Here is a 23,373-nt window from a genome sequence, read left to right on the forward strand (position 1 = left end):
TTAGAATCGACGTCATGACTGGCGCATTCGATCGCACCTCCGAGCCCGGAGCCCTTCCCGACGGCGGCGGCGGAACCACCACTCTCGACCGGGAGCTCGAGGAGCTCCTCAACACCGAGAACATCGATCCCGGCGACCACGAGCGCTTCTCGCACTACGTCGAGAAGGAGAAGATCCTCGAGTCGGCGATGACCGGCAAGCCCGTCAAGGCGCTCTGCGGCAAGAAGTGGACTCCGGGGCGCGACCCCGAGAAGTTCCCGATCTGCCCCACCTGCAAAGAGATCTACGAGCGCCTACTCGACGAGTAGGGGGCCCTAGACGGCCTGGAAGACGGTCGGGATGGCCGGCGTGCCCGAGGCCAGCCGGAAGGCCTGGTCCGGCAGCTCGGCGAGGGCGACCTCGCGGTGGCCTCGTGCCGCCACGACGCCGGCTGCACCGAGGTAGCGCTCGTCGGCAGTGCCGTCGGCCATCAGGTCGACGTGCAGGGGGCGCCCCGGCGCGTCATCCGGAGCGGCATCGCCCACGAACACCGTCTCCGTCACCGCGGTGCCCGAGCTGTCGATCATGCGCACCGGATGCTTGCGCCCGCCGTGGGTGGCCTTGTCGGCCGACTTCTTGGCCACCGAGATCCAGCGGCCCTCCGCGTCCTCCCGCGCCACGAGCTTGTAGACGAGACCGGCGGCCGGATGCCCGGAGCCGGTCACGACGGAGGTCCCGACCCCGAACGAGTCGACGGGCGTGGCCGCGAGGGCCGCGATGGCGTACTCGTCGAGGTCGTTGGTCACCGTGATCCGCGTGCCCGTCGCCCCGAGTTCGTCGAGCTGCTGCCGCACCATGGCCACGAGGGTGAGCAGGTCGCCGGAGTCGAGGCGCACCGCGCCGAGACCGGTGCCGGCCACGCGCACGGCCGTGGCCACGCCCTCGGGCACGTCGTAGGTGTCGACGAGCAGGGTGGTGCCCGCGCCGAGGGTGGCGACCTGCGCCCGGAACGCCTCCTCCTCGGAGTCGTGCAGCATCGTGAAGGCGTGTGCCGCCGTGCCCATCGTGGGCACGCCCCAGGTGCGGCCCGCCTCGAGGTTCGAGGTGGCTCCGAAGCCGGCGATGTAGGCGGCGCGGGCGGCGGCCACGGCCGAGCGCTCGCCCGTGCGGCGCGATCCCATCTCGGCCACGGGCCGGCCGCGGGCGGCGGAGACCATGCGGGCGGCCGCGCCCGCCACCGAGGTGTCGTAGTTCAGCACCGAGAGGATGAGGGTCTCGAGCAGGACACCCTCCGCGAAGCTCGACTCCACCACGAGCAGCGGTGAGTCGGGGAAGTAGGCCTCGCCCTCCCGGTAGCCGCGGATGCGCCCGGTGAAGCGGTAGTCGGCGAGCCAGTCGAGGGTGGCGGAGCCCACCACCTCGTTCTCGCGCAGGTAGTCGAGCTCGGCGTCGCCGAAGCGGAAGGCCGAGATCAGCTCGAGCAGACGGCCCGTTCCCGCGACGACCCCGTAGCGGCGGCCGTGCGGCAGCGAGCGGCCGAACGCCTCGAACACGCTCTGCCTGTCGTGGGTGCCGGCCCGGATGGCCGCGTCGACCATCGTGAGCTCGTAGCGATCCGTCAAGAGGGCGGTGGAGTCGGCGAGAGGCGCGTTCACCCTCCGAGCCTAGGCGGCTAGGCTGGTCTACCGTGAGTGACAGGCCGATCGGGATCTTCGACTCGGGCGTCGGCGGGCTCACGGTGGCGCGGGCGATCCGCGACCAGCTGCCGCGGGAGTCGCTCCTCTACGTCGGCGACACCGCGCACTCGCCCTACGGGCCCAAGCCGCTCGCCGACGTGCGCCGCTTCGCCCTGGAGGTGCTCGACGATCTCGTGGAGCAGGACGTGAAGATGCTCGTCATCGCGTGCAACACGGCCTCCTCGGCGATGCTCCGGGATGCGCGTGAGCGCTACAGCGTGCCGGTCATCGAGGTCATCCAGCCGGCCGTCCGCACCGCGGTGTCGGTCACCCGCAATCACCGGGTCGGCGTGATCGCGACCGAAGGCACCATCCTGTCGCGCGCCTACGACGACGCCTTCGCGGCCGCCCCCCACCTCGAGCTCTTCAGCCGCGCCTGCCCCGAGTTCGTCGACCACGTCGAGGCCGGCGACACCACGAGCCGCGAGCTCGTGGCCCTCGCCGAGCACTACCTGCGGCCGCTGGTCGAGAGCGGGATCGACACCCTCGTGCTCGGCTGCACCCACTACCCGTTCCTGAAGGGCGCGATCTCCTACGTGGTCGGCGACGGCGTGCAGCTCGTCTCGAGCGACACCGAGACCGCCAACGACGTCTACCGCACGCTCGTGCAGAGCGGCATCGAGCGCACGTCGCCCGGGCGGCCCGTCTACCGCTACGAGGCCACCGGCACGAGCGCCGCCGAGTTCCTCCGCCTCGCCGAGCAGTTCCTCGGCCCCGAGGTCTCGTCGGTCGAGCTCGTCGAGACCGGCACCATCCCCATCGCCCCGAAATCCCCGACCACGAGGAGCACACCATGACCGAAGCCACCCGCAAAGACGGTCGCACCGTCGACGAGCTCCGCACCGTCACGATCGAGCGCGGCTGGAGCGACCAGGCCGAGGGGTCGGCCCTGATCTCGTTCGGGCGCACCAAAGTGCTCTGCACCGCCTCCTTCACCAACGGCGTGCCGCGCTGGAAGTCGGGCTCGGGGAAGGGCTGGGTCACCGCCGAGTACGCGATGCTGCCGCGGGCCACCAACGACCGCACGGATCGCGAGTCGGTGAAGGGCCGGATCGGCGGGCGCACCCACGAGATCTCGCGGCTGATCGGCCGGTCGCTGCGGGCCGTGGTCGACATGAAGGCGCTCGGTGAGAACACCATCGTGATCGACTGCGACGTGCTGCAGGCCGACGGCGGAACCCGGACGGCCGCCATCACGGGTGCCTACGTGGCTCTCGCCGACGCGATCGAGTGGGCGCGGGGCAAGAAGTTCATCGGCCAGCGCTCGACGCCGCTGCTCGACACCGTCTCCGCCGTCTCGGTGGGCATCATCGACGGCGATCCGATGCTCGACCTCGCCTACGTCGAGGACGTGCGGGCCGAGACCGACATGAACGTCGTCGTGACCGGTCGCGGTCTCTTCGTGGAGGTGCAGGGAACGGCCGAGGGCGCGCCGTTCGACCGCACCGAGCTGAACTCGCTGCTCGACCTCGCGCTGAAGGGCACCGCGGAGCTCGCGGCACTGCAGCGCGCGGCGCTCGAGACCTCCACCGCGGGCGCGGGGGAGTAGCCGCCGTGCGCGTGGTGCTCGCCACCCACAACGCCCACAAGGTCGAGGAGTTCCAGGCCATCCTGGGGTCGGTGCTGCCCGAGCTCGAGATCGTCGCCTACGACGGTCCCGAGCCGGTGGAGGACGTCACGAGCTTCGCAGAGAACGCCCTGATCAAGGCGCGCACGGCAGCCCTCCACACGGGACTGCCCGCCCTCGCCGACGACTCCGGCATCTGCGTCGACGTCATGAACGGCTCTCCCGGCATCTTCTCGGCGCTCTGGGCCGGTCACGGCAAGGGTGCCCAGGCGAACCTCGAGCTGCTGCTGGACCAGATGGCCGACATCGCGCCCGAGAACCGCGGGGCGCACTTCGCCTGCACCATCGCGCTGGTCGTGCCCGCCACCGGTGCCGACCAGACCGGCAGCGAGCACGTGGTGGAGGGGATCTGGCCCGGTGCTCTCGCCACGGAGGCCCACGGCGGAGGCGGTTTCGGCTACGACCCGATCTTCGTGCCGGAGGGCCACGAGGTCACGGCGGCCGAGCTCACGGCGGCCGAGAAGAACGCAATCAGCCACCGCGGGCGCGCCTTCGAGGCCGCGATCCCGCTGCTGAGAACGACCCTCATTCCGGATTAGACCGATCGGTGGCGTGGTGCTCTCGCGGGCGGCTACCGTGGAAGCGTGAGCGAATCCCCGAGCCCTGCGGAGCACCGCCCCGCCGACTGCGGGGGCGAGCTCTCGCATGGTGCGCCGGACGACCGCTCATCCGCCCACGACCACGGCCAGGGCGGTCATGCCGGCCACGACCACGGCGCCGGAGCCAACCGCACCCGCCTGACCATCGCGATCGCGATCGTCGCCACCGTCCTCGTGGTCGAGGCCGTCGGCGCCTTCCTCTCCGGCTCGCTCTCGCTCTTCGCCGATGCCGGGCACATGCTCTCGGATCTGATCGGGCTGATCGTCGCCCTCATCGCCACGATCGTGGCGGCCCGGCCGGCGAACGACCGGCACACCTACGGCTACCGGCGGGCCGAGGTCTTCGGAGCCCTCATCAACAGCCTCATCCTCATCGGTGTGGCGGCCTTCGTCACGATCGAGGGGATCGGGCGTCTCGTCTCGGCCGACGGCGGTGAGGTGCAGGGCGGTCTCATGCTCGCGGTGGCCGCGATCGGCCTCGTCGCGAACTTCGTCTCGCTGATGATCCTCCGCGGCGGCGCCAAGACCTCCATCAACATGCGGGGCGCCTACCTCGAGGTGCTCGGCGACCTTCTCGGCTCTGTCGCGGTCATCATCGCGGCCGCCGTCATCCTCACCACCGGCTTCGAGAAGGCGGATGCGATCGCCTCGCTGCTGATCGCCGCCATGATCGTGCCGCGCGCCGTCTCGCTCCTCCGCGACGTCGTCGGCGTGCTCAACCAGTCGGCACCGTCGGCGATGGACGTGCAGGGCATCCGCGACCACATCCTCGAGGAGCCGGGGGTCGTGGCGGTGCACGACGTGCACGTCTGGGCCATCACGCCGGGTCAGTACGTCTTCTCAGCCCATGTCGTGGTGGAGCAGGAGGTGTTCGCGCGCGGTGCGAGCGGCCCCCTGCTCGACGCCCTCGGGCGGTGCCTCACCGTGCACTTCGACGTGGAGCACTCGACGTTCCAGCTCGAGCCCGCGGAGCACGCGCGGCACGAGGAGAACCAGCACTCCTGAGAGGCGCTCCGGCTACGGCTTCGGGCGGGTGTCGACGTCTCCGCCGAAGACCTCGGGCTCGAGGGTCAGGCGCTCGGCGGCACCGGTGATCTCGATCTCCTCCTCGACGGCGGCCTCGGCGTCCTTCTTGGCCTTGCTCCGCTCGCGGAGGTAGTGGAAGACGGTGGGGATGATCGTGAGCACGACCACGCAGATCAGCACGACGTCGAGGTACTTCTCGGTGAACTCGCGCACGGGCTCGATCTGGCCGAGGCCGAAGCCCAGCAGGGTGATCCCGGAGCCCCAGATGAGAGCGCCGATGGCGTTGTAGAGCGAGTACTTCTTGTAGTTCATGTGACCGACGCCCGCGGCGATCGGAGCGAAGGTGCGCACGATCGGCACGAAGCGCGCCATGATCACCGCGAGGGCGCCGAAGCGCTCGAAGAACGCGTTGGTGCGCTCGACGTTGCGCACGCTGAACAGCCCCGACTCCTTGCGCTCGAAGACCCTCGGGCCGAGCTTGTGCCCGATCAGGTAGCCCACCTCACCGCCGAGGAAGGCGGCGAACGAGATGGCGAGGCAGACCCACCAGATGTCGATGCCGAACTTGCCGCCCACGGCCAGCACGCCCGTGAAGAAGAGCAGGGTGTCGCCCGGAAGCAGGAAGCCCACGAGCAGGCCGGTCTCGGCGAACACGATGGCGCACACCACGAGCAGTGCCACCGGGCCGAACACACCGCCGAGCAGGGTGTTGGGGTCGAGCCACGGGATGAGGGCTTGCGGCACTGCGGAAATCACGGCTCTCCAGTCGTTCGCGAGTACGGGAGAAGGGACTTGAACCCTCACGCTCGAAAGCACAGGAACCTAAATCCTGCGTGTCTGCCAATTCCACCACTCCCGCAGATACGAGTCCAGTGTAGGGGAGCTTCTCAGCGCGGCCTGTGAGGCAGGTAGCGGGGCACGTTCCGGATCAGGATGCCCGCTCCGAGGAGGCCGATCACGCCCATCACGCCGGTCGCGAGCGAGAGCGACGCCACCACGACGATCGCCGAGACGGCCACCGGGGCCAGGGCGGCACCGGCGTCGACGGTGAACCGGAACGCACCGAGGAACGGCGCGGGATTCACGCGCGGCGCGAGGTCGGCGCTCAGGGTCATGACGATGCCGCTGCCGACCCCGTTGGCCACCCCCATGAGGATGGCGATGGCGATGAACCACCCCACGGCTCCCGGGAGGTCGTGGGTGACGGAGAGCACGATCAGCGCGAGCCCCATCCCCACCATCGAGGGGACCACGCTCCAGAGCCGGCCGAAGCGGTCCATGATCTGGCCGCTGGTGTAGAAGAGGGCGAAGTCGGCGGCGGCGCCGATCCCGATCACGACCGCGGTGGTCTCTTCCGGGAGGCCGATGCTCACGGCCCAGAGGGGGAGGATCGCCATCCTGCTCGCCCGGAGCGCCCCCACCACGCTCGCGCCGCTGCCGATCCGCACGAGGGCGCCGCGGTTCTGCCAGATGGTGCGGAACAGCCCGCTCGTCTCGGCCGCCACGAGCAGCGCGCCGGTGTCGGGCTTCGGCTCGCCGGCCGTGGGGTCGCGGATGACCAGCAGCACCACGATCACGGTGAGGGCGCACACGATGTGCACCACGAAGGCCGCACTCGCCGTGCCCGTGAGCGCGATCACGCCGGCACCGAGGAAGGGGCCGATGAACCAGCCCGCGCGGAACGATCCGCCGAGCGTCGACAGGGCGCGGGCCCGGATGCGGATGGGCACGACCGTGGTCATGAACGCCTGCCGGGCGAGGGCGAACACGGCCGCTGCGAGGCCGAGGGCGAAGATGGTGACGCCGAAGAGCGCGGCCGAGGCGGCGAACAGGGCGACCGTCATCGCGGCGACCGACAGCACGGCCGAGGCGATCATGGAGCGCTTCTCGCCGATCCGGGCCACGAGGGCACCGCTCGGGATGTCGCCCGCGAGCTGCCCCACCACGATCATGGCGGCGATGAGTCCCGCACCCGCGAGGTCGGTGCCGAGGCCCACCGCGACGGCGGGGATGATCGGGATGACGGCGCCCTCGCCGATCCCGAAGAGCAGCGACGGCAGAAGGGCGGGGAGGGCGATGGAGCGGAACCGGAATCCGTCCTCGGATCCCTCGCCCGCAGCGCCTGTCGTCATTGCGACTACTTTACCCGGATCAACGATCGGGCCGGCCGCCGGATTCGGGGCCTCGCTAGACTGGCTGCATAATGCTCGACTTAGACCTCAGTGAACAGATCCAGCAGCTCCGCACCACCTTCGACGACATCCGATCGGTCGTCGACGTCGACGGGCTCCGGGCGGAGATCGCGCGCCTGAGCGACGAGGCCGGTGTCCCGGACCTCTGGGACGACACGGAGAAGGCGCAGAAGGTCACGAGCGCGCTCAGCCACCGGCAGGGGGAGCTCGCCAAGATCGAGTCGATCCAGTCGCGGCTCGACGACCTCGAGGTGCTCGTGGGGCTCGCGAACGAGATGGGTGACGAGGAGTCGGCCGAGGAGGCCAAGGTGGAGCTCATCTCCATCCAGAAGGTGCTCGGCGACCTCGAGGTGCAGACCCTGCTGAACGGCGAGTGGGATGCCCGGCCGGCCGTCATCACCATCCGCTCGGGTGCGGGAGGCGTCGACGCTGCGGACTTCGCCGAGATGCTCATGCGCATGTATCTCCGCTGGGCGGAGAAGCACAACTACTCCACCACGGTGATGGACACGAGCTACGCGGAGGAGGCGGGCATCAAGTCGGCCACCTTCGAGATCGATGCCCCCTACGCCTTCGGAACCCTGAGCGTCGAGGCCGGCACTCACCGCCTCGTGCGGATGAGCCCCTTCGGCGCTGCAGGCAAGCGCCAGACGAGCTTCGCGGCCGTCGAGGTCATCCCGCTGATGGAGGAGGCCGCCGCCATCGAGATCCCGGAGAACGACATCCGGGTCGACGTGTTCCGCTCCTCGGGCCCCGGTGGCCAGTCGGTCAACACGACCGACTCCGCCGTGCGCATCACCCACCTCCCCACGGGCACCGTCGTCTCGATGCAGAACGAGAAGAGCCAGATCCAGAACCGGGCGGCCGCGATGCGCGTGCTCGCCTCGCGCCTGCTGATCATCCAGCGCGAGCAGGAGGCGGCTCAGAAGAAGGAGCTCGCCGGCACCATCACCGCGAGCTGGGGCGACCAGATGCGCAGCTACGTGCTCGCCCCCTACCAGATGGTCAAGGATCTGCGCACGGAGCACGAGGTCAACAACCCCTCGGCCGTGTTCGACGGAGACCTCGACGGCTTCATCAACGCGGGCATCCGCTGGCGCAAGACCAAGCACGACGACTGACACCGATCCGTCGGGTCGCCGGTTCATGTGAATCCTATGAATCGGCGACTCTCGCGCGTCGCGCCGGGGAATCGGCAGGGGCCTGCTTAGAGTCATCACGTCATGATTCGGTTTGATCACGTAACCAAGACCTACCGCGGGACCAAGCGGCCGGCGCTCAACGCCGTCGACCTCGAGATCCTGCGCGGCGAATTCGTCTTCCTCGTCGGAGCCTCCGGCTCCGGCAAGTCCAGCTTCCTCCGGCTCATCCTCAAAGAGGATCGCCCGACGAACGGCAACATCCACGTCCTCGGTCAGGATCTCAACGCGATCTCGAACCGCAAGGTGCCCTACTTCCGTCGCAACCTCGGTGTCGTGTTCCAGGACTTCCGGCTGCTGCCCGGCAAGAACGTGTTCGACAACGTCGCGTTCACGCTCCAGGTGATCGGCAAGTCGCGCGGCTTCATCCAGGAGGCCGTCCCGGACGTGCTCCAGATGGTGGGCCTCGCCGAGAAGGCCAACCGCCTCCCGCACGAGCTCTCGGGCGGTGAGCAGCAGCGTGTGGCGATCGCCCGCGCGGTGGTCAACAAGCCCGCCATCCTGCTCGCCGACGAGCCCACGGGAAACCTCGACCCCTCCACGAGCGCCGGCATCATGACGGTGCTCGAGCGGATCAACGCGGGCGGCACGACGGTGGTCATGGCCACCCACGACAACGCCATCGTCGACCACATGAAGCGCCGCGTGATCGAGCTGGTCTCCGGCCAGATCGTGCGCGACGAGGATCGCGGCGGCTACGGCATGACCGCCGAGATCGCCCTCCAGGACTCCGGCCTCACCGCGGAGATCGCGCTCGGCGAAGGCCTCGTGCGACCCGTCGGCCCCGCCCAGCCGCACGTGCAGCCCGCGGCTGCAGCAGCTGCCGCAGCCGCCCAGTCCCAGGCGGCACAGTCCCAGGCCGCCCAGTCGCAGCCGGTGCAGACGCTCGAGCAGGATGCCCCGGTGCAGTACAGCTACCCCCCTCAGGCCACGGGCCCTCAGGCTCCCGTCGCCGAGGAGGTCGTGCGCGCTCCTGAACAGCCCGCCCGGACGGCGCCCGCCCAGTTCGCGCCCGCCCAGTCCGCGCCCGTGCAGCCCGAGCCGCACGATCCCGCCACCGAATCACTCACCCTCGCCGAGAAGCTCGGCCTCCGCGCCCCCGGCGCCGCGGCGGATCCGGCGAAAGACCAGAACGTGGGGCCCACGACGTGAGATTCGCACTCATCCTCGGCGAGGTCGGCACCGGCCTCCGCCGCAACGTCTCGATGGTGGTCTCGGTCGTCCTCGTGACCTTCATCTCGCTCACCTTCGTGGGCGCCGCGATCCTGCTGCAGATGCAGATCGGCCAGATGAAGAGCTTCTGGTACGACCGCGCCCAGGTGGCCGTCTACATGTGCACCGCCACCTCCGGGGGCGAGAACTGCGCGAGCGGCGAGGCGAGCCCCGACCAGATCGCGGCCGTGCAGGCGCAGCTCGACTCGCCCACGCTCGCGCCCTTCATCGACCAGTACTACTTCGAGACCCACGAGCAGGCGTTCGAGAACTTCCAGGAGCAGTTCGCGGGCAACGCCGTGACCGAGTACGTCACGGCCGACCTGCTGAACCAGACCTACTGGGTCAACCTCGTCGATCCGGAGCAGTCGGCGGTGCTCAGCGAGAGCCTGTCGGGCCTCGCGGGCGTCGAGAGCGTGGTCGATCAACGCAGCTACCTCGAGCAGATCTTCTCCATCCTGAACGCCGCGAGCTTCACGGCCATCGGGGTGGCGGCCCTCATGCTCGTGGCCGCGGTGCTGCTGATCGCCACCACCATCCGCCTCTCCGCCTTCTCGCGCCGAAGAGAGCTCGGCATCATGCGACTGGTGGGGGCGTCGAACAGATTCATCCAGACACCCTTCATCCTCGAGGGCATCATCGCGTCGCTGATCGGATCGGTGCTCGCGGGCGCCGCCATCTGGGCGATCGTGCGCTTCTTCGTGCAGGGCTATCTGGCGGTCGAGCTGCCGTTCACGTCGTTCGTGAGCGACACCGACTCGTTCATCGTGATACCCATCCTGATCCTGGTCGGGGCCGTGCTCGCGGCGCTGTCGGCCAAGTTCGCCATCACGCGGTACCTCAAGGTCTAGAATGGTGGGCTGTCGCGATTCGCGGCGGCTCATCCCATTCCCCTCAGGTCAGGAGGCGTCATGCCCCGCGAACGCGGACAGAAGGTCGTCGCGACCAATCGCAAGGCGCGCCACGACTACACGGTGGAGGACACCTACGAGGCGGGCCTCGTGCTCACCGGCACCGAGGTGAAGTCGCTCCGGGCCGGGCGGGCCTCGCTCGTCGACGGCTACGCCTTCATCGACGGGGGAGAGGCGTGGCTCGACGCCGTGCACATCCCGGAGTACAACGAGGGCACCTGGAACAACCACCCGCCGCGTCGCAAGCGCAAGCTCCTGCTGCACAAGGAGCAGATCATCAAGATCTCGCACAAGACGAAAGAGGGCGGGTACACCCTCGTGCCGCTCTCGCTCTACTTCCTCGACGGCCGCGCCAAGGTCGAGATCGGTGTCGCCAAGGGAAAGCGCGAGTACGACAAGCGCCAGGCCCTCCGCGAACGCCAGGACAAGCGCGAGGCCGACCGTGCCATCTCGAGCCGCCGCAACCTCGGCGACTGATCTGCCGAACCGTCACTTCTCACGCTTCCGCGAGCATCTTCGTGTGGAAAGTGACGGTTCGGCAGAGGGTCAGCCGGGGAGGTGGTGGGTCACTCCCGTGAGCTCCTCGGCGGTGGTCCAGAGGGGGCGGGCGATCGCCGGGTCGCGAGCGTAGGGCTTGGCGTCGACCACCGTGGGGGCGCCCTTGAGCTGGCGCCAGCCGGCCGGGCCCCAGTACTGGCCGCCTTCGGCCCGCGGGTCGACCGCCGCCGCCACGAGCGGCCAGGCGCCCGCGTCCTTGCCCTGGCCGACCACGCGGTAGGCCGCACGGGTGACGGGGGTGCCCTTCTTCGGTGCGGGCAGGATGTCCCGGTGCGGCGAGAGCTCGTCGACCGCGAACCCCGGATGCGCCACGATGCTCGAGACGGTCGAGCCCGCGAGGCGGAGCCGCCGGTCGAGCTCGAAGCCGTAGGTCATCACGGCGAGCTTCGAGCGGCCGTAGGTGCGGAACTCGCGGAACCGGCCCGCGGTGGCCTGGAGGTCGTCGAGGTCGAGCCGGAAGAACTCGTGGCTGATGCTGCCGAGGTGCACGATCCTGGCCGGGGCCTCCTGGGCGGAGAGGGCGGGCAGGAGGCGGCCGATGAGTGCGACGTGGCCGAGCAGGTTCGTGCCCATCATCATCTCGAAGCCGTCGGCAGTCTGCTGCCGGCCCTTCGACGACAGCACGCCCGCGTTCGCGAGCAGGGCGTCGATGCGGGGGAGCGCGGCGGGCTCCTCGGCCGCCTCGGCCACCGACGCGAGGTCGGCGAGGTCGAGCCGCACGAACCGCGCATCCGAACCCGGAGCACGCCGCGCCAGCGAGGCCAGCGCCGCCTGCCCCTTCTCGGGCGTGCGGGCGGCGATGACCACGGTGGCGCCCGCGGCCGCGAGCTGCTCGGTGGCCCAGTAGCCGAGGCCGCCGGTGCCGCCCGTCACCACCACGGTGCGGCCGGCGAGACCCTGCAGGGGCCGCGGGGCGGCCATCAGAGGGCAGCCGCGGGCGAGGCGGCGAAGCGGATGTGCACGGTGGCCTCGACCGCGATCGTGCTGGGCCGGAGCTCCATGCCGCCACCGCCGGCAGCCGGCATGGCGCGGGCGAGGGCCATCGTGGCCGGCGCCTCGAGGGGAGCGACCGCCGAGCTCTCGAGCAGGCCGGGGTCGGCCACCGCGAGGGCCCGGATGTCGCCGAGCCCGAGTGCCTCGGCGTACTCGTGCGCCTTCTCGAGTGCGTCGACCACGGCGCTCCGTCGCGCCTCGGTCTGCACCTCGTGCTCCGTCTCGGGCGAGAGCAGCCAGTCGATGCCGTCGATCGCGATGCCCTCGCGGATGGCGACCACATCGATCCACTCCGAGAGCGCCTCGAAGTCGTCGAACTCGGCGTCGACGAACACGGCGCTGTGGAACTCCACGGGCAGCCGCGTGCCGTCCTGGCTCCAGGGCCGCTGGCCCCACACCCGGATCTCCTCCGAGCTCCACACGATCACGGGCCCGTGCTGCTCGTCGAGGAGGGTCTCGAGCGATCCGGTGAGCGACTCGTGCGCCGCCCTCGTGGCCGCCAGCACGCTGTCGCGTTTGGAGCCCTCGAACCCGACGCCGATGCGCACCCGGGCGCGCTCGGGATTGCGGCGCAGCCGACTCGATCCCGCTACCGTGATGATGGTCTCCTGCATGGGTCCCACGATATTCCATGCACCTGCATGTCCCCCGTCTCCCGGAATCTGTCGTAGACTAGAGGGCTGGTTCAGGTGGCCACCCTCGCGGTGGGCGTCGGATCAGCATTTGGTAACTCAAAAGTGTGCGACGACGACCTGCACGGGGATGATCGGTTTCGACATCGCCTGCGAAACCACGAGAAGCGGGTCGAGGATGCGGGGTTATCTCGTTAACGCCCTCCGCAAAACATAAGTGCCAATTCAAACAGCACTGTTGCGGCCAAGAAGGCCACCTTCGCTCTCGCAGCGTAGGTCTTCCTTCTAGCTAATTAGCAACTGTCGGTCCGGGAATGCTCTCTACCCGGGTTCCGGCATTATCTAGAGAGATTGCTGCGTGACTGTGTCTCAGGGTCACGCGGGACTTGCACTGTGGCTGGGCCCGTCGACCTAGGTGCCTGTAGCAAAGGTCGGGGCCGAGCAGAACGTCTGTACAGGCTACGCCCGTAGAAGGCGTGGAATCACAGCGATGGACGGGGGTTCAATTCCCCCCATCTCCACCATCGGTCGTCGTCGCACTCTCTTGCCGCGCGGGTCTGCCCGCGCCTCCGCTCCCGCTTCCGCTTCGGCGGTCAGGAGTCGAGTGCCACCGGCATGTCGTAGGGCGGCCGGCGCAGTTTCGGATCCTGTTCGCGGAGGCGCTGCAGGAACACCGCCACGACCGGCAGCTCGTCGTCGGACAGGTGGGCCGCGAACTCCTCGCGCACCACGCGGAGCACCTCGGCGGTGGCTCGCTCGAACGCGCGCGACCCCTCGATGGTGGGCCGCACGAGGATGACGCGGCGGTCGTCGGTGGACTGCTCCCGCTCGATCAGGCCGCCGCGCTGCATGGCGGCCACGAGCTTCGAGGCCGAGCCGCTGCTGTAGAGGAGCGTGCGGGTGAGATCGCCGATCGAGAGGGCGGAGCCCGGCTCGGCGTTCAGGTTGTAGAGCACGTCGTACTGGGCCCAGGTGAGCCCGGCCTCCTTGCGGATGGAGTGCTCGATCAGCCGCATCACCCTCGTGTGCGCGAGCACGAAGTCGGCCCAGACCGAGAACTGACGGGCATCCAGCGACGGTGCGGAATCGTTCATCGTTCCGACTCTAGTGCCCGAGCGGTTCCCCGGTGGGGTCGGGGGCCGCGGCGTCGTCGAGTGCCTCGCCGCCGAGGGGCTCGCCCTGCCACGTCGTCGCGAGCCACCCCTCCGGCGGCGATCCCTCGAGCACCACGATGCCCGTGTTCTCGAGTCCGTGTGAGCGGCTGAAGTCGGCGTCGAGGTTGGACGACGACCACGACGCCCAGGTGCGGATGGCGGCGCCGTGGCTGAACACCGCGACCGTGCCGTCCGGATGCGCGGCGGCGAGCTCCCGGATGACGCCGTCGTAGCGCGCGAAGAACTCCTCGCCGCTCTCGCCCCCCGGCATGCGGCCCGAGAGGTCGTGCCACCAGCCCATCAGGGTGCCGAGGTAGGTGGAGACGGCCTCGTGGTCGGTGCGCTGCTCGAGGTCACCCGCGGTGATCTCCCTGAGTCCCGGATGCTCGACGGGCACGAGGCCGCGCTCGGCCGCGAGGGGAGCGGCGGTCTCGTGGGTGCGCTGCATGGTCGACACGGCGATCGCGTCGATCCGCTCACCGGTGAGTGCGGCCGGCACGGCCGAGGCTTGAGTGCGGCCGAGGGCGGTGAGGCCGGGGCCGGGGATCGCGGTGCCGAGGGCCCCGCGCACGTTGTCGATGGTCTGGCCGTGACGGATCAGGAGGAGTCGCATTCCGTCCAGCCTATGTTGCTAGCGTGGTCGGTGATCAGAGGAGAACCACATGACATCCGGAATCATCCGCAGATCAGTGATCGCCATCGGCATCGGCCTCGTGGCCACCGCCCTCACCGCGTGTGCGTCGAGCGGCGCGGCGGGAGGGCCGGGCACCCCGGCCACCGAATCGGACCTCGTCGGCTCCTGGGTGACCGGCGAGACGTACGCCACGGCTCCGAACGAGCCCTACCTCACCTTCGCCGATGACGGCTCCTGGAAGGGCTCGGACGGCTGCAACGGGGGCGCAGGCTCGTGGAGCGTCGGCTCGGACGGCGCGGTCACGGCCACCGCTTCAGGCTTCAGCACTCTCATCGGCTGCGAGGGGGCGCCGCTGCCGAAGTACCTCACCAGCTCTCGCGCGGCCTATCTCGACGGCGACTCCCTCGTGCTCGCCGACGAGGCGGGCGAGACCCTCGTGACCCTGGTGCCGGCGCCAGAGGGAACTATCGAATAATCGTCAGCTCTCTGTATGATCGTCGTTGCTGAGGCATTCTCAGCAGCTTCGATCGGAGGAGAGCCCATGTCCCGACCCTCGACATCCCGGGTGGCCGTCTCGCGCACGTCGGCCGCCGTCGCACTTCTCACGGTGAGCGCCGTGCTGAGCGGATGCTCCGGCGGCGGGCAGAGCGGTGCAGCCGGTTTCGACGCGGTGCAGTCCGCCACCATCCGGATCGAGGCTGGGGGCACGTTCGCCGATCCGGAGGACGGCGCCTCGGCCGAGCAGGCGGGCACCGGATCGGGCTTCCTCATCTCGGCCGACGGCCTCGCCGTCACGAACAATCACGTCGTCGCCGGTGCCGGCACCATGAGCGTGCAGGTCGGCGGGGCGGACGGGGCGCACGATGCCGAGATCCTCGGTTCGTCCGAGTGCCTCGACCTCGCGGTCGTGCGGGTCGACGGGGAGGGTTTCCCGTTCCTCGGCTGGCAGGAGGGCGAGATCGCCACCGGCGAGCAGGTCTACGCGGCGGGCTTCCCGCTCGGCGATCCGGACTTCACGCTCACCCAGGGGATCGTGTCGAAGAACGACACCGCGGGGGAGTCGGCCTGGGCCTCGCTCGACCACGTGATCGAGCACGACGCGAAGATCCGCCCCGGCAACTCCGGCGGCCCGCTCGTGAACGCCGACGGCGAGGTCGTGGGCGTCAACTACGCGAGCATCGGCGAGCTCGACTCGAACTTCGCCATCCACCGCGACGAGGCGCAGAAGGTGCTGAAGCGGCTGATCGCGGGGGAGGACGTCGAGAGCCTGGGGGTGAACGCGCAGGCGCTGCCACCGCAGGAGGACGGCGCGGTCGGCGTCTGGGTGAGCTCCGTGAAGGCCGGCTCCCCGGCCGACGGCGCGGGCATCCTCCCGGGCGACCTGCTGCTCCGCATGGCCGGCACCAGCCTCGCCGAGGAGGGCACGCTCGAGGAGTACTGCGACGTGATCCGCACCCAGGGCGCCGACGGCACGATCGACGTCGACGTCTACCGGCCCTCGGAAGACGCGCTCTACCGCGGCCAGTTCAACGGCAAGCCGCTCGAGGCCGTGGAGGTGCCCGGCATCGGCAGCGTGACGGGCGACGACGACCGGCCCTACGTCACGGTGACCGACGACTCCGGAGTGCTGAGCGTCGATGTGCCGGCCGACTGGGCCGACGTCGACGGGAGCCCGTTCACCGGCATCGGCGGTCACGAGTTCCTCGACGTGCGGGCGAGCACCGACCTCGCGCAGTTCGAGGAGTCCTGGGCCACCTCGGGGGTCACGGTGTCGGCGGCCCCCGCCGCCCCCGACCTCACGCCCGAGGCCGTCTTCGCGTCGCTCACCTCGCTCACCGGTCAGTGCACGCCGGTGACCGAGGACGCCTACTCGGACGGCGTCTACGAGGGCCGCTACCAGTACTTCTCGGCCTGCGGTGGCACGAGCGACTACGTGGTCGTGGCGGCGCAGCCCGCCGACGGCAGCTTCGTGATCGTGGTGACGGTCACGATCGCCGCCGAGAGCGACCTGCCGGCCATCGAGCAGGTGATGGGCAGCTTCGCGGCCGACCTCTGATCGAGGTCGGCCGGCTCACGGCCGGTGCCGGGTCAGATCCCGGCGCCGGCGAGCGATCCGGTGGTCTTGCCGTTGGGGTCGCCCACGATGCACGAGACCAGGCGGTCGTCGCCCTGGGTCCACGACTCCTCGGTGGGGGAGAAGTAGGTGTAGCCGAGCATCGACTCGTCGTAGGAGATCCCCACGAACGGCTCGAACTCCGCGAGGCACTTCTCCTCCGCCTCGGCGTCGATGGCCTCCATGCCGGGGAACTCCTCGCCCGCCACCTCGAACTCGGAGTAGACCTCGAAGTCGTGCTCGTCGGCGCAGTCGACGATCGGCACCTCGGTGACCTCCTCGGCTGCCGTGTCGTTCAGGCAGTCGCCCACCGCGAGGGTGAAGACGTCGGTGTCGGTCTGGTCGATCTCCTCGCCGGTGGCCGAGTCGGTGGCCGGCGGCGCGGAGGGCGGGAAGAGGGCCGAGCAGCCGCCGAGCGCGAGCCCGAGGGCGAGCAGGGCGGCGGAGGACAGGATCGTGGTGGTGGCGCGGACCTTCGTGCCGGAGAGCTTCGTCATGCGCTCAATCCTGGCCCCGTTCGCGCGAGATGAGCGACAGGGCGGCCCCGTGCAGGTGGCCGTTGGTGGCGAGAGCACTGCCGCTCCACGGTCCCGGCACGCCGTCGACCGAGCTGAACCGGCCTCCGGCCTCCTCGACGATCGGCACGAGCGCCGCCATGTCGTAGGGCTGCAGGTCGAACTCGGCCGCGATCTCGAGCTGCCCCTCGGCCACCATCATGTACGACCACATCTCGCCGTAGGCCCGGGTGCGCCAGACCTCCCGGGTCAGCGCGGTGAGCTCGGCCAGCCGGCCCGCTTCGTCCCAGCCCTTGAAGCTGTTGTAGCTGAGGGAGGCGTCGGCGAGCTCGGCGATACCCGAGACCCGGAGTTCCCGCACCTCGTCGGGGCCCCCGTCGAGCACGTCGGTCGTGAAGGCCCCGAGCCCGCGGGCGGCCCACCAGCGGCGGCCGAGGGCAGGGGCGCTCACGACACCCACCACCGGAACACCGTTGACCGCGAGCGCGATGAGCGTCGCCCAGACCGGCACGCCGCGCATGAAGTTGGCGGTGCCGTCGATCGGGTCGATGATCCACTGGCGGGATGATCCGGATGCGTCGCCTCCCGCCTCCTCCCCGAACTCCTCGCCCAGGATGCCGTCTCCCGGTCGGGTGGCGGCGAGAACGGCGCGGAGGGCCTCCTCGACGGCGCGGTCGGCATCCGTCACCGGGGTGCGGTCGGGCTTCGCCGTGACGTGCAGGTCGAACGCGCGGAAGCGGCTCCGTGAGATCGAGTCGGCGTGGTCGGCCAGCCGGAGCGCCAGATCGAGGTCGTCGGCGACGTCGTGCGCGAAATCGTGCTCGGCATCCGGGGCGGAGGTGTGGTCGTTGTCCTGGGTCACCGATCCAGGCTAGCGCGCACCCGCCGGGCCCGAGGGCCCCGTCGTGTCGAGCAGCTTCTGCAGCGAGTGCAGCCGGGCGCGGCCGCTCTCGCCGAGCTCGCCGGCCTCCACCCGGTCGACGATCTCCCAGTCATGCGCCTCGGTGAGCGGGATGCCCCCGGGCGGCGGGCCCTCGGGCAGATGCGCGGTGGCCACGAACGAGCGCAGGATGTTGGCCGGATCGACGTGCCCGAGACCGAACGAGCGCACACCGGGGGTGTCGATGATCCAGCCCGTGCGGCCGTCGGCCGAGTGCAGCCGGAGGCACACGGTGGAGGAGGAGGTGTGGCGGCCGCGACCGGTGACGGTGTTGACCACGCCGGTGGCCCGATCCGCCCCCGGCACGAGTGCGTTCACGAGCGTCGACTTGCCGACACCCGAGTGACCGACCGTCACCGTGCTCTTTCCCACGAGCAGCTCGGTCAGCTCGTCGACGGGCACGTCGTCGCGCGACAGGGTCACGACGCGGATGTCGAGGGCCGCGAACTCGGAGAGCAGCTCGGCGGGATCGGCGAGATCGGTCTTGGTGATGCAGAGGATGGGGGTGACCCCGGCGTCGAACGCGGCCACGAGGTAGCGGTCGATGAGCCGGGCACGCGGCTCGGGGTTCGCGGCGGCGACCACGATCAGCATCTGGTCGGCGTTGGCCACGATCACCCGCTCCACGGCGTCGGAGTCGTCGGCGCTGCGGCGGAGCAGGGTGGTGCGCTCCTGCACGCGGACAACCCGGGCGAGCGATCCGGACTCGCCGCTGGTGTCGCCTACCACGTCGACGCGGTCGCCCGTGACGATCGCGGTGCGGCCGAGCTCCCGGGCCCTGGACGCGGCCACGGCGTGCTCCTCGGGCGTGTCCTCGCCGATCAGCACCGTGAAGCGGCCGCGGTCGACGGTCATCACGCGACCGGCGACCGCGTCGTCGTGGCTCGGCCGGGTCTTCGTGCGCGGACGGTTGGCCTTGGGGTTCGGGCGCGTGCGGATCGACGACTCGTCGAAGCCGTCGTACTCGCCCTCGTCGTCGTCGCCGTCGACGTCGCTCCACCAGCTCATCGGCGAGCCCTCAGGCGCCCGCCGCGAGGAGCCCGTGCCAGAGCTCCGGGAACTGCGGGAGGGTCTTGGCCGTGGTCGCGATGTCCTCCACGAGCACGCCGTCGACCGCGAGGCCGATCAGGGCGCCCGCCGTGGCCATCCGGTGATCGGCGTAGCTCGACCACAGGCCGCCGTGCAGCGGTCGCGGGGTGATCGCCAGACCGTCGGGGAGCTCGGTGACCTCGCCGCCCAGGTTGTTGATCTCGGTCGCGAGGGCCGCGAGCCGGTCGGTCTCGTGGTGGCGGATGTGGCCGATGCCGGTGATCTCGCTCGGCTCGTCGGCGAGGGCGGCGAGAGCCACGAGCGGGGGAGCGAGCTCCCCTCCCGTCGAGAGGTCGATCGAGACGCCGCGGATGCGGTCGCCCCCCGTGACCGTCAGACGGTCGCCGTCGAGCTCGACGGTGGCGCCGAACAGCGGCAGCAGCTCGGCGAGGTCGGCCCCGACCTGGGTGGTCGACGACGGCCAGCCCGTGATCGTGACCGAGCCGCCCGTGACGAGTGCCGCCGCGAGGAACGGTGCCGCATTCGACAGGTCGGGCTCGATGGCCACGTCGGCGCCGGTGATGGCCCCGGGCTGAACGCTCCAGAAGCCCGGCTCGTTCGATACGGCCTGCACACCGCGGGCCCGGATGGCGGCGAGCGTCATCTCGATGTGCGGCTGGCTGGGCAGGCGGTCGCCCTGGTGCCGGAGCTCGAGGCCCTCGTCGAAGCGTGCAGCGGCCAGCAGCAGTCCGCTCACGAACTGGCTCGAGGAGGAGGCGTCGATGGAGAGGGCGCCACCGCGGATGCGGCCGCTCCCGTGCACGGTGAACGGCAGGGCGGCCCGGCCGTCGTCCCCGATGTCGACACCCAGGTCGCGGAGCGAGCTGATGGTCGTGGACATGGGGCGGCGACGCGCTCCCTCGTCACCGTCGAACGTGGTGGGACCGAGGGCGAGAGCGGCCACGGGGGGAAGGAAGCGCATGACGGTGCCGGCGAGGCCGCAGTCGATCGTGGTGCTGCCGACGAGCTCCTCGGCGGGCGTGATCCGGAGGTCGGGACCGAAGCCGCCCGACCCGTCGACCTCCTCGATCGTGGTGCCGAGCGAGCGGAGCGCCTCGACCATGAGGTCGCTGTCGCGGGAGTGCAGGGGGGCGCGCAGGATCGACGGTGCGTCGGCGAGGGCCGAGAGCACGAGCTCACGGTTGGTGAGCGACTTCGAGCCGGGCAGGGAGACGACGGCGTGGATCGGTGCGGTCGCACGGGGAGCCGGCCAGTGCTCGTCGTGCGCCACCGGGGCGTCGTCGCCGTAGGGGTTGAACTGCGGCACGGAATATCTCGAAACAGGCATCGGTTATCAGAGTAGTCGGACGACGGATTCTTGGAGGAACAGCGCTTGACGGCAACTGCAGTACTGAACCCACCGGAGCTCGCGGCCCCGGTCGTAGACTTGGGCTCGATGAGCACTCCCACCCCAGATCCCCGCGCCCTCTTCGAGGAACAGGCCATCCCCTTCCTCGATCAGCTCTACGGCGCGGCCCTGCGCATGACGCGCAATCCCAGCGATGCGCAGGATCTCGTGCAGGAGACCTTCGTGAAGGCCTACGCGGCGTTCGGCCAGTTCGAGCAGGGCACCAACCTCAAAGCCTGGCTCTACCGCATCCTCACGAACACCTACATCAACCTCTACCGCAAGAAGCAGCGCGACCCCTACCAGGGCTCGACGAGCGACATGGAGGACTGGCAGCTCGGCACCGCCGAGTCGGTCACCGCCTCCCTGTCGAGCCGATCGGCCGAGGCCGAGGCCATCGACCACCTCCCCGACAGCGATGTCAAAGAGGCGCTGCAGTCGATTCCCGAGGACTTCCGTCTGGCCGTCTACCTGGCCGACGTCGAGGGCTTCTCCTACCAGGAGATCGCCGACATCATGAAGACCCCCGTGGGCACGGTCATGAGCCGCCTGCACCGTGGCCGGCGACTGCTCCGGGGTCTCCTCACCGATTACGCGCGAGAGCGGGGCCTCGAGGCCACCGCCGCGCCCGCCAGAGGGAGCAAGAAATGAACAACGACTGCGGTTGCGACAAGGCCCGGGCCGAGCTCGAGGAGTATCTGCGCAACGAGATCTGCCGCACCGACGCGGCCGACATCCGAGCCCACCTGGAGACCTGCGAGGGCTGCCAGTCGGAGCTCCACGTCGGCATCGTCCTCACCCAGACCGTCCAGCGCGCCTGCAAGGAGACGGCCCCGGAGGAACTCCGCGACCAGCTCCTCGCCAGGCTGCGCACTGTCGCTTCCTAGTGCGCCGCCGCCTCTGCGGCGCACGGGACATGCGACGGCGCGGTCGCTGACGCGGCCACGCTGTCGCCTTGGGTCATCGACAACGCCCAGATGGTTTCAGAATCGCGCCGAAGTCAACCAGCCAGGCGGCAATCAACGGTTCCCTACGCTGACCAGGTGACAGGCCGTACCCGACGACCCAAGGCGAGGTCGTGGCCGCGATAGCGACCGCGATCTCGCATGTCGCGGCACGCCGCAGAGGCGGCGGCGTGCCCGGGTGGAGCCGCGCGAAGCACGGCCCCAACCGCAACCAGCACAGCTAGCTCAGCGCCCGAGTGATCAGCTCCGCCTGCTCCACCGCGTGGCGCTTCGCGCTGCCGGCGGCGGGCGCGGCCGCCGCCGGGCGCGAGGCCACCGTGATGGTGCGGCCGTCGAGGCGGCTGGCGAGCTCGGTGCAGATGAAGGGCCAGGCGCCCTGGTTCTGCGGCTCGTCCTGCACCCACACCAGCTCGGCGTTCGGGTAGCCGGCGATGACGCGGTTGATCTCCTCGAGCGGCAGCGGGTAGAACTGCTCCACGCGCACGAGGGCGATGGCGTCGTTCGGGTTCTTCTGCAGCTCGCTGGCGAGGTCGTAGTGGATCTTGCCGGAGTGCAGCAGTACCTTCGTGACCGCGTCGCGGTCGGTGATGCGGGCGTCGTCGATCACGGGCTCGAAGCGACCGCTCGTCAAGTCCTCCACCGAGCTCGTGGCGCCGCGGAGCCGCAGCATCGCCTTCGGGGTGAACACCACGAGCGGCTTCCGCGGCCGGGCGTAGGCCTGGCGGCGCAGCAGGTGGAAGTACGACGCCGGCGTGGAGGGCCGCGCCACCGTCATGTTGTTCTCGGCGCAGAGCTGCAGGAACCGCTCGATGCGGGCCGACGAGTGGTCGGGCCCCTGACCCTCGTAGCCGTGCGGCAGCAGGAGCACGAGCGACGAACGCTGACCCCACTTCTGCTCGGCCGACGAGATGAACTCGTCGATGATGGTCTGCGCGCCGTTGGCGAAGTCGCCGAACTGCGCCTCCCAGAGCACGAGGGCGTCGGGGCGCTCGACCGAGTAGCCGTACTCGAAGCCCATGGCCGCGTACTCCGACAGCAGCGAGTCGTAGATCCAGAACCGGGCCTGGTTGTCGGCGAGGTTGGCCAGTGGCAGCCACTCCTGGCCGTTCTCGCGGTCGTGCAGCACGGCGTGACGCTGCACGAACGTGCCTCGGCGCGCATCCTGGCCCGCGAGACGCACCGGGGTGCCCTCGACCAGGAGCGACCCCAGCGCGAGCAGCTCGCCGAACGCCCAGTCGATGTTGCCGTTGCGGCTCATCTCGACGCGCTTGGTGAGCAGCTGCTGCAGCTTCGGGTGCACCGTGAAGCCGGCGGGCTTGTTGTCGAACGCGTCGCCCACGAGGCGGATGGCCGACTCGGAGACCGCGGTCTCGAACGGCGCCGTGGTGCTGTCGTCGCGCTGCGCCTCGGGGCGCTCGAGGTCGGAGACCGCCTGCGTGTCGGCCGTGATGACCGGGATCGAGGAGGTCTGAGCCGCGTGCGTCTCGGCGAAGGCGCGCTCGAGGCGGTCCTGGAAGTCGCGGTGCGCGGCTTCGTACTCCTCCTCGGTGATGTCGCCGCGGCCGACGAGCGACTCCACATAGAGCTTCCGCACAGACCGCTTGGCCTCGATCAGGTTGTACATCAGCGGCTGGGTCATCGAGGGGTCGTCGCCCTCGTTGTGCCCGCGCCGGCGGTAGCAGATGAGGTCGATGAACACGTCGCGGTGGAACTGCTGACGGAACTCGAACGCCAGCTGCGCCACCCGCACGACCGACTCGGGGTCGTCGCCGTTCACGTGGAAGATGGGCGCCTGGATGGTCTTCGCAACGTCGGTCGAGTAGACCGAGGAGCGCGACTCCGACGGGGGAGTCGTGAAGCCCACCTGGTTGTTGATGTTGATGTGGATCGTGCCGCCCGTGCGGTAGCCGCGCAGCTGCGACATCTGCAGGGTCTCCACCACGATGCCCTG

25 protein-coding genes, 1 tRNA gene and 1 other RNA gene are annotated in these 23,373 nt (G+C 70.0%); 14 read left to right on the forward strand and 13 right to left on the reverse strand.

The genetic code is table 11. The features are described from left to right. Positions 1 to 14 precede the first annotated feature (14 nt). A complete protein-coding gene (locus Q0D57_RS08065; protein ID WP_259527622.1) occupies positions 15 to 308 on the forward strand; it encodes a DUF3039 domain-containing protein in 294 nt (97 codons plus the stop codon). A 6-nt stretch (positions 309 to 314) separates the two neighbouring features. Here the strand turns inward: Q0D57_RS08065 and Q0D57_RS08070 are convergent, their stop codons facing one another. After that, the gene (locus Q0D57_RS08070) at positions 315 to 1,634 is read right to left on the reverse strand and encodes a nicotinate phosphoribosyltransferase (protein ID WP_291041092.1); all 1,320 of its coding nucleotides are present in this window, start codon (positions 1,632 to 1,634) and stop codon (positions 315 to 317) included. A gap of 32 nt (positions 1,635 to 1,666) precedes the next feature. Between Q0D57_RS08070 and murI the strand changes: the two genes are divergently transcribed. The 4 genes from murI (at position 1,667) to Q0D57_RS08090 (ending at position 4,946) form a co-directional block, all read left to right on the forward strand. Beyond that, entirely contained in the window at positions 1,667 to 2,512 is an 846-nt protein-coding gene (murI, locus tag Q0D57_RS08075) for a glutamate racemase (RefSeq protein ID WP_291041096.1), read from the forward strand. Beyond that, positions 2,509 to 3,264, forward strand: coding sequence for a ribonuclease PH (rph, locus tag Q0D57_RS08080; protein WP_291041099.1), 756 nt, complete (start codon positions 2,509 to 2,511; stop codon positions 3,262 to 3,264). The genes murI and rph overlap by 4 nt, the downstream gene beginning before the upstream one ends. Positions 3,265 to 3,269: 5 nt before the next feature. Further along, positions 3,270 to 3,881 (forward strand): RdgB/HAM1 family non-canonical purine NTP pyrophosphatase, encoded by a 612-nt coding sequence (gene rdgB, locus Q0D57_RS08085; RefSeq protein ID WP_291041102.1) that lies wholly within the window; start codon positions 3,270 to 3,272, stop codon positions 3,879 to 3,881. A 198-nt stretch (positions 3,882 to 4,079) separates the two neighbouring features. After that, on the forward strand, positions 4,080 to 4,946 hold the full coding sequence (locus Q0D57_RS08090) for a cation diffusion facilitator family transporter (protein WP_291041191.1): 867 nt from the start codon (positions 4,080 to 4,082) through the stop codon (positions 4,944 to 4,946). 12 nt (positions 4,947 to 4,958) lie between these two features. Here the strand turns inward: Q0D57_RS08090 and Q0D57_RS08095 are convergent, their stop codons facing one another. The 3 genes from Q0D57_RS08095 to Q0D57_RS08105 form a co-directional block, all read right to left on the reverse strand. After that, positions 4,959 to 5,723 (reverse strand): VTT domain-containing protein, encoded by a 765-nt coding sequence (locus Q0D57_RS08095; RefSeq protein ID WP_291041107.1) that lies wholly within the window; start codon positions 5,721 to 5,723, stop codon positions 4,959 to 4,961. Between the two features lie 21 nt (positions 5,724 to 5,744). Then, a tRNA-Leu gene (locus Q0D57_RS08100) sits at positions 5,745 to 5,826 on the reverse strand. Between the two features lie 28 nt (positions 5,827 to 5,854). Next, complete coding sequence (locus tag Q0D57_RS08105) at positions 5,855 to 7,099, reverse strand: MFS transporter (RefSeq protein WP_291041110.1); 1,245 nt, start codon at positions 7,097 to 7,099, stop codon at positions 5,855 to 5,857. A 71-nt stretch (positions 7,100 to 7,170) separates the two neighbouring features. Between Q0D57_RS08105 and prfB the strand changes: the two genes are divergently transcribed. The 4 genes from prfB to smpB all read left to right on the forward strand — a co-directional run bounded on the left by prfB (position 7,171) and on the right by smpB (position 10,958). Further along, entirely contained in the window at positions 7,171 to 8,280 is a 1,110-nt protein-coding gene (gene prfB, locus Q0D57_RS08110) for a peptide chain release factor 2 (RefSeq protein WP_291041113.1), read from the forward strand. A gap of 102 nt (positions 8,281 to 8,382) precedes the next feature. Beyond that, positions 8,383 to 9,510, forward strand: a complete 1,128-nt coding sequence (gene ftsE, locus Q0D57_RS08115; protein WP_291041116.1) for a cell division ATP-binding protein FtsE — start codon at positions 8,383 to 8,385, stop codon at positions 9,508 to 9,510. Continuing rightward, positions 9,507 to 10,421 carry a permease-like cell division protein FtsX gene (gene ftsX / locus Q0D57_RS08120; protein WP_291041121.1) on the forward strand — a complete coding sequence of 305 codons (915 nt, stop codon included), beginning with the start codon at positions 9,507 to 9,509 and terminating at the stop codon, positions 10,419 to 10,421. Before ftsE ends, ftsX begins: the two co-directional genes overlap by 4 nt. Positions 10,422 to 10,481: 60 nt before the next feature. Beyond that, entirely contained in the window at positions 10,482 to 10,958 is a 477-nt protein-coding gene (gene smpB / locus Q0D57_RS08125) for an SsrA-binding protein SmpB (RefSeq protein ID WP_259527574.1), read from the forward strand. Between the two features lie 69 nt (positions 10,959 to 11,027). On the opposite strand, the gene Q0D57_RS08130 is transcribed toward smpB, so the two are convergent. Next, the gene (locus Q0D57_RS08130; protein WP_291041135.1) at positions 11,028 to 11,960 is read right to left on the reverse strand and encodes an SDR family NAD(P)-dependent oxidoreductase; all 933 of its coding nucleotides are present in this window, start codon (positions 11,958 to 11,960) and stop codon (positions 11,028 to 11,030) included. Next, positions 11,960 to 12,646: an SIMPL domain-containing protein gene (locus Q0D57_RS08135; protein ID WP_291041138.1), complete on the reverse strand. Its 687-nt coding sequence runs from the start codon at positions 12,644 to 12,646 to the stop codon at positions 11,960 to 11,962. Before Q0D57_RS08135 ends, Q0D57_RS08130 begins: the two co-directional genes overlap by 1 nt. A 144-nt stretch (positions 12,647 to 12,790) precedes the next feature. Here Q0D57_RS08135 and ssrA point away from each other — a divergent pair. Next, positions 12,791 to 13,188: a transfer-messenger RNA gene (ssrA, locus tag Q0D57_RS08140) on the forward strand. Between the two features lie 69 nt (positions 13,189 to 13,257). Here the strand turns inward: ssrA and Q0D57_RS08145 are convergent. After that, a complete protein-coding gene (locus Q0D57_RS08145) occupies positions 13,258 to 13,758 on the reverse strand; it encodes a MarR family transcriptional regulator (RefSeq protein ID WP_291041155.1) in 501 nt (166 codons plus the stop codon). A gap of 10 nt (positions 13,759 to 13,768) precedes the next feature. Then, positions 13,769 to 14,431 (reverse strand): histidine phosphatase family protein, encoded by a 663-nt coding sequence (locus tag Q0D57_RS08150; RefSeq protein ID WP_291041157.1) that lies wholly within the window; start codon positions 14,429 to 14,431, stop codon positions 13,769 to 13,771. A 49-nt stretch (positions 14,432 to 14,480) separates the two neighbouring features. Between Q0D57_RS08150 and Q0D57_RS08155 the strand changes: the two genes are divergently transcribed. Together Q0D57_RS08155 and Q0D57_RS08160 are read left to right on the forward strand one after the other, a co-directional pair. Further along, on the forward strand, positions 14,481 to 14,927 hold the full coding sequence (locus tag Q0D57_RS08155) for an META domain-containing protein (protein ID WP_291041160.1): 447 nt from the start codon (positions 14,481 to 14,483) through the stop codon (positions 14,925 to 14,927). A gap of 66 nt (positions 14,928 to 14,993) precedes the next feature. After that, complete coding sequence (locus tag Q0D57_RS08160) at positions 14,994 to 16,508, forward strand: trypsin-like peptidase domain-containing protein (protein WP_291041163.1); 1,515 nt, start codon at positions 14,994 to 14,996, stop codon at positions 16,506 to 16,508. Between the two features lie 32 nt (positions 16,509 to 16,540). Here Q0D57_RS08160 and Q0D57_RS08165 read toward each other — a convergent pair whose 3' ends face one another. The 4 genes from Q0D57_RS08165 to aroA are packed head-to-tail and all read right to left on the reverse strand — an operon-like array spanning position 16,541 to position 20,397. Then, positions 16,541 to 17,062 (reverse strand): septum formation family protein, encoded by a 522-nt coding sequence (locus Q0D57_RS08165; protein WP_291041165.1) that lies wholly within the window; start codon positions 17,060 to 17,062, stop codon positions 16,541 to 16,543. A 4-nt stretch (positions 17,063 to 17,066) separates the two neighbouring features. After that, positions 17,067 to 17,942 carry an inositol monophosphatase family protein gene (locus Q0D57_RS08170; protein WP_291041168.1) on the reverse strand — a complete coding sequence of 292 codons (876 nt, stop codon included), beginning with the start codon at positions 17,940 to 17,942 and terminating at the stop codon, positions 17,067 to 17,069. 9 nt (positions 17,943 to 17,951) lie between these two features. Beyond that, positions 17,952 to 19,028, reverse strand: coding sequence for a ribosome small subunit-dependent GTPase A (rsgA, locus tag Q0D57_RS08175; protein ID WP_291041172.1), 1,077 nt, complete (start codon positions 19,026 to 19,028; stop codon positions 17,952 to 17,954). A 10-nt stretch (positions 19,029 to 19,038) separates the two neighbouring features. After that, entirely contained in the window at positions 19,039 to 20,397 is a 1,359-nt protein-coding gene (gene aroA, locus Q0D57_RS08180; protein ID WP_291041175.1) for a 3-phosphoshikimate 1-carboxyvinyltransferase, read from the reverse strand. Positions 20,398 to 20,505: 108 nt separating this feature from the next. Here aroA and Q0D57_RS08185 point away from each other — a divergent pair, with 108 nt between their 5' ends. Next, complete coding sequence (locus Q0D57_RS08185) at positions 20,506 to 21,108, forward strand: sigma-70 family RNA polymerase sigma factor (protein ID WP_259527513.1); 603 nt, start codon at positions 20,506 to 20,508, stop codon at positions 21,106 to 21,108. Further along, positions 21,105 to 21,344 carry a zf-HC2 domain-containing protein gene (locus Q0D57_RS08190; protein ID WP_291041180.1) on the forward strand — a complete coding sequence of 80 codons (240 nt, stop codon included), beginning with the start codon at positions 21,105 to 21,107 and terminating at the stop codon, positions 21,342 to 21,344. Before Q0D57_RS08185 ends, Q0D57_RS08190 begins: the two co-directional genes overlap by 4 nt. A gap of 298 nt (positions 21,345 to 21,642) precedes the next feature. On the opposite strand, the gene Q0D57_RS08195 is transcribed toward Q0D57_RS08190, so the two are convergent. Then, positions 21,643 to 23,373: multifunctional oxoglutarate decarboxylase/oxoglutarate dehydrogenase thiamine pyrophosphate-binding subunit/dihydrolipoyllysine-residue succinyltransferase subunit (locus tag Q0D57_RS08195; protein WP_291041183.1), on the reverse strand; the 1,731-nt coding region annotated here is incomplete at its 5' end.

Origin of the sequence: Herbiconiux sp. (assembly GCF_023264895.1) — a bacterium.
Taxonomy (GTDB): domain Bacteria; phylum Actinomycetota; class Actinomycetes; order Actinomycetales; family Microbacteriaceae; genus Herbiconiux.

Excerpts from the sequence above, each read along its gene's own strand:
- Q0D57_RS08130 (WP_291041135.1), bottom strand. The coding sequence starts at position 11,960 with ATGGCCGCCCCGCGGCCCCTGCAGGGTCTCGCCGGCCGCACCGTGGTG.
- Q0D57_RS08190 (WP_291041180.1), top strand. The coding sequence starts at position 21,105 with ATGAACAACGACTGCGGTTGCGACAAGGCCCGGGCCGAGCTCGAGGAG.
- ftsE (WP_291041116.1), top strand. The coding sequence starts at position 8,383 with ATGATTCGGTTTGATCACGTAACCAAGACCTACCGCGGGACCAAGCGG.
- Q0D57_RS08185 (WP_259527513.1), top strand. The coding sequence starts at position 20,506 with ATGAGCACTCCCACCCCAGATCCCCGCGCCCTCTTCGAGGAACAGGCC.
- Q0D57_RS08065 (WP_259527622.1), top strand. The coding sequence starts at position 15 with ATGACTGGCGCATTCGATCGCACCTCCGAGCCCGGAGCCCTTCCCGAC.
- aroA (WP_291041175.1), bottom strand. The coding sequence starts at position 20,397 with ATGCCTGTTTCGAGATATTCCGTGCCGCAGTTCAACCCCTACGGCGAC.
- Q0D57_RS08145 (WP_291041155.1), bottom strand. The coding sequence starts at position 13,758 with ATGAACGATTCCGCACCGTCGCTGGATGCCCGTCAGTTCTCGGTCTGG.
- rph (WP_291041099.1), top strand. The coding sequence starts at position 2,509 with ATGACCGAAGCCACCCGCAAAGACGGTCGCACCGTCGACGAGCTCCGC.
- Q0D57_RS08105 (WP_291041110.1), bottom strand. The coding sequence starts at position 7,099 with ATGACGACAGGCGCTGCGGGCGAGGGATCCGAGGACGGATTCCGGTTC.
- Q0D57_RS08160 (WP_291041163.1), top strand. The coding sequence starts at position 14,994 with ATGTCCCGACCCTCGACATCCCGGGTGGCCGTCTCGCGCACGTCGGCC.
- Q0D57_RS08155 (WP_291041160.1), top strand. The coding sequence starts at position 14,481 with ATGACATCCGGAATCATCCGCAGATCAGTGATCGCCATCGGCATCGGC.
- rsgA (WP_291041172.1), bottom strand. The coding sequence starts at position 19,028 with ATGAGCTGGTGGAGCGACGTCGACGGCGACGACGACGAGGGCGAGTAC.
- smpB (WP_259527574.1), top strand. The coding sequence starts at position 10,482 with ATGCCCCGCGAACGCGGACAGAAGGTCGTCGCGACCAATCGCAAGGCG.
- Q0D57_RS08135 (WP_291041138.1), bottom strand. The coding sequence starts at position 12,646 with ATGCAGGAGACCATCATCACGGTAGCGGGATCGAGTCGGCTGCGCCGC.
- Q0D57_RS08165 (WP_291041165.1), bottom strand. The coding sequence starts at position 17,062 with ATGACGAAGCTCTCCGGCACGAAGGTCCGCGCCACCACCACGATCCTG.
- Q0D57_RS08150 (WP_291041157.1), bottom strand. The coding sequence starts at position 14,431 with ATGCGACTCCTCCTGATCCGTCACGGCCAGACCATCGACAACGTGCGC.
- prfB (WP_291041113.1), top strand. The coding sequence starts at position 7,171 with ATGCTCGACTTAGACCTCAGTGAACAGATCCAGCAGCTCCGCACCACC.